Annotated in this window: 4 protein-coding genes; 1 reads left to right on the top strand and 3 read right to left on the bottom strand. The window is 77.0% G+C overall.

The genetic code is table 11. The annotated features are described in order from the left end of the window. Nucleotides 1-492: PA14 domain-containing protein (locus tag AOK15_RS38395; protein ID WP_338059952.1), on the top strand; the 492-nt coding region annotated here is incomplete at its 5' end. Here AOK15_RS38395 and lxmJ read toward each other — a convergent pair. The 3 genes from lxmJ to AOK15_RS38380 form a co-directional block, all read right to left on the bottom strand. Next, complete coding sequence (gene lxmJ, locus AOK15_RS38390) at nt 470-1,606, bottom strand: F420-dependent peptide dehydroalanine reductase LxmJ (RefSeq protein WP_338059951.1); 1,137 nt, start codon at nt 1,604-1,606, stop codon at nt 470-472. The genes AOK15_RS38395 and lxmJ overlap by 23 nt on opposite strands. Nucleotides 1,607-1,614: 8 nt before the next feature. Further along, entirely contained in the window at nt 1,615-2,841 is a 1,227-nt protein-coding gene (locus AOK15_RS38385; RefSeq protein ID WP_055523492.1) for a M16 family metallopeptidase, read from the bottom strand. Further along, a partial coding sequence (locus AOK15_RS38380; protein ID WP_205632298.1) for an insulinase family protein occupies nt 2,838-3,846 on the bottom strand: 1,009 nt, incomplete at its 5' end. The genes AOK15_RS38380 and AOK15_RS38385, both read right to left, overlap by 4 nt.

Genomic DNA, 3,846 nt, shown 5'->3' with positions numbered 1-3,846 from the left:
TACGCGCTGACCGCCCAGGCGTCCGTGACCTGTGCGCCGTCCGTGTTCAAACGGCAGATGTTCGCGAACACGTCGTTCTCGGGTACGCCGCTGACGACGGACTGCGACAGCGCGATCGACCAGGACTGGGGCACGGACGCGCCCGCGCCGGGGCTGCCGGACGACCGCTTCGGCGTGCGGTGGAGCGTGACACGGGACTTCGGCTCCGGCGGTCCGTTCGTCCTCACCGCGTCGGGGCGGGACGGCGCCGCCCGCGTGTACGTCGACGGCCGACTGCGGATCGATCTCCGCGGCAACCTCCGCGGCGACGTCCCGGCGCAGGTCCCGGCGTACGGTCCGACGCCGATGTCGAAGAGCGTCGGCGTCGCCGTCCCGCCCGGACGGCACACCCTGCGCGTCGACTACGTCAACCGGAGCGGCGCCGCCGAGGTCGCGTTCACGGCGGTTCCGCCGTCCCGTGCGGGGACCGTCAACCCGCCGTCGCCGCGATGATCTCCTCCATGTCGTCCACCGCAGCGTGCACGCCCTCAGTGAGGAGGACGGCGGTGGGGTTGAGGAGGATCTCGTCGACACCGGCGGCCCGGTAGCGGGCCAGGGTGGCGGCGATCTCCTCCGGTGTGCCGGTGACGACGACGTCGGCGCGGAGCAGTTCGGCGGCGGGGTCCGGGCCGCCGGTGTCCACGCCGGCGCGGCGGAGCATGTCCGCGTAGTGCGGGGCGCCCAGGTGCGCGCCCGCGGCGACCCGGGCCAGATGGCGCGGGTCGCGGCCCGGCCGGGCGACGGCGACGTGTACGGCCGTCGCGATCCGGGGCCGCCCGGCACGCCCCGACTCGGCGGCGCCTGCGGCCAGTTGGGGGACGAGCACGTCCCGTACGTACGCCGGCGGGGTCATCCAGGTGATCGCCACGTCCGCCGTCGCACCCGCCGTGCGTGCCATGCCGGGCCGGAGCACCCCGGCCCCCACCTCCACCGGCGCGTGCGGCCCGACCGGCGGCAGCTCGGCGTGCAGCCGGTGGTACGGGCCGTCGTACGCCACGCTCTCGCCGTCCAGCAGGGCGCGTACGGAACGGACGTAGTCGCCGACCGCCGTACGGGGGCTGCGGTACGGCTCCGGCGCGAGGCCCTTCGCGAAGTCGGGCGTGCCGATGCCGTACCCGGCCACCACCGGCTGCCCGGTGAGCAGCGCCAGCGAACGGGCCTGGAGCGCCGCCTCGTACGGGTGCCGCAGCGGCAGCAGCGTCACCGCGGTGCCCACGGGCACGGTGTGGCCCTGCCCGGCCAGATGGGCCAGCACCTGGTGGGGTTCGGCACGGAAGGACTGGCAGAGCCACAGGCGCCGCGCCCCGGTACGGGCCACGGACGCGGCGAACGGGGCGACGAGTTCGGGGTGGTCGGGCTGGAGGGGGTAGAGGACGGCGGGCAGGTCGCGCGCCACCCCGTCGGCGTCCGTGGCGGTCGGCCGGGGTTCCGTCGTCGTCGACTGGGGTTCCGTGGTGGTCGGCCGGGCTTCCGTACTCGTCGCCCGGGCTTCCGTGGCGGTCGGCGCGAGCGCCGTACTCGTCGGCCGGGCTTCCGTACCCGTCGGCCGGGGTTCCGTGGTGGTCATCGGGGTCCTCACGAGGGGCGGTGGTCGAGGGTGGCCACCAGGGTGCGGGTCGGGTCGAGGTAGTGGGCGGCGGCCTCGGTGACACGGGCGTCGGTCACCTCGGCGAGGGCGTCCGGGTACGTGGTCAGCCAGTCCACGGGCAGCCCGCCCGCCACGAAGCCGGCCAGGGCGCTCGCCTCCTCCGCGCGGGTGGCCAGCGCGAACCGGGTGAATCCGGCCGCGTAACGGCGGGCCCGCCGCATCTCCTCCGGGGTCGGGCCGCTCTCGGCCAACTCCGCGAGGCAGGCGGTGACCTCGTCGGCGATCCGGTCGCCCGTGCCGGGGGCGCCGACGCAGTCGATCTCCAGCCAGCACCCCGCCCCGTTCTGCCGGATGCTCGCGTCGACCGCGTACGCCAGACCGTGGCGTTCCCGCAGCCGCCGGGTCAGCCGGGAGGTGGCGTGGCCGCCGAGGACGACCTGGGCGAGGTGGAGCGCGGTGTGCCCCGGCTCGGGCGCCGGGATCGCGGGGCCTGCGGTCAGGAACAGCGCCTGGTCGGCGTCCGGGGCGTACAGGGCGAGACGTCCGGGGGTGGGTTCGGCGCGCGGGAACGGCGGCAGGACGAGACCCGACGGTGCCGCGCCGGCCCACTCCCCCAACTCGGCCTCCACGGCGACCCGTACGCGCTCGGGTGCCTCCCCGCTCATCACCAGCAGCACGGCACCCCGCGGGACCACGGCCCGGCGGTGGAGCGCGCGGACGTCCAGGGCGGCAACCCCGTCCGGGGCGTCGTCGACCAGTGGGTGCGGCCCGCCGAAGGCGTGGCGCAGCTGGGCGCGGCGCAGTGCCGTACGGGGGCCCGCCGGGCGGGGTGCGGGCGTGGGCCCCCGGTGGCCGTCCCCCGCGACCGTCTGCGGGAGGGCGGGGCGCAGCACCAGGTCCGCGAGGAGTTCGAGCGCGTCCCGCAGCCCCTCGGCCAGCACACTCGCCGACAGCACCAGGTGCTCGGCGGTCACCACCGTGCTGAACTCCCCGCCGAGATCGGCGGCCCGGTCCGCCACGGCCTGCCGGTCACGGTTCGTCGTCGCCGTCCCGAGGTGCGCGGCGAGCAGCTCCTGGGCGGCGGCGAGTGCGGGTTCGGTCCGGGCGTACGGCAGCACGAGCCGGATCTCGGCGAGCGGGGCGCCCGGCACGGTCACGAGGACGGTGTCCAGGCCGTTGGGGAGGACCGTGCGGAAGGTCTCGGCCGTCCTCATGCGGCGGCTCCTTCCAGGGGGTGGACGGTTCGGGGCGCGGCCAGCAGGGCTCGCGCGGCGGTCGACACGTCGGCCGGGGTGACGGCGGCAAGGTGCGCCGGGAGCGCGTCCGGGGTGGCGTGCGGGAGGAGCAGGGCGGCGCGGGCGTGGGTGACGGCGCGGGCCGGGAGGGAGTCGGACTGCCGGTGGCAACCGGCGCGCAACACGCGTGCCGCCCGCCGCAGTTCCGTCTCCCCCGGCGGGGTGGCGGCCAGCTCGCCGAGCGCGTCCAGCCACCGCGCGACGGCCTCCTCCGTACCGGCCCCCGGCACCCGGCCGAGCAGTACGAGCGCGAGGTCGGGAGCGGCGGAGGCCAGCCACTGGCCCTGGTAGCCGCACTGCACGGTCGCCGCGTCCACCTCCGGTGCCGTGGCCACGAGGTGGGGCAGACGGCTCCGGCGGAGCAGTTCGCAGAGGACGACCTGGGCGACGTACAGCCGGAAGTCGCCCCGCGGATCGGCCAGCGCGTGCCCGACGGCCACACCGTCACGGGTGTACGGGATCGCCGCGCCGAGGGTGGGCCGGTGCGGGACGTGCCCGGAGGGGAGTCGGGGGGCTGTCGACTGGAGGGAAGTGTGTGCGGCGAGCGGCGCGAGGGTGCCGGAGGCCGGTGTGGTGAGCGACGCGGGAGCGCGGGAGGCGGGTGGGGCAAGCGGTGCGAGGCTGCCGAAGGCGGATGCGGCGAGCGACGCAAGGGCGCCGGGGGCGGCGGCCGGACGCGTGGTGGCGGGCACGGCAGCCGGAGGCGTGGCGGACGGCACGGCGGTCGGCAGCCCCGGGGTCCACGCGCCGAACTCCCGCTCCACCAGCGCCGCCACCCGCCCCGCGTCCACATCGCCCACGACCGACAGCACCGCCCGCTCGGGCCGGTAGTGCGCCCGGAAGAAGGACTGGGCCTCCTCCGCCGTCACCCCGGTCAGCTCGGCCGTCGTGCCGTAGGCGTGCCGGGCGCCCGGGTGGAGGGCG

Origin of the sequence: Streptomyces ossamyceticus, assembly GCF_001418475.1 — a bacterium.
Taxonomy (GTDB): Bacteria; Actinomycetota; Actinomycetes; order Streptomycetales; family Streptomycetaceae; genus Streptomyces; species Streptomyces ossamyceticus.
This window is presented reverse-complemented; position numbering and strand designations above follow the sequence as displayed.

Excerpts from the sequence above, each read along its gene's own strand:
- lxmJ (WP_338059951.1), bottom strand. The coding sequence starts at position 1,606 with ATGACCACCACGGAACCCCGGCCGACGGGTACGGAAGCCCGGCCGACG.
- AOK15_RS38385 (WP_055523492.1), bottom strand. The coding sequence starts at position 2,841 with ATGAGGACGGCCGAGACCTTCCGCACGGTCCTCCCCAACGGCCTGGAC.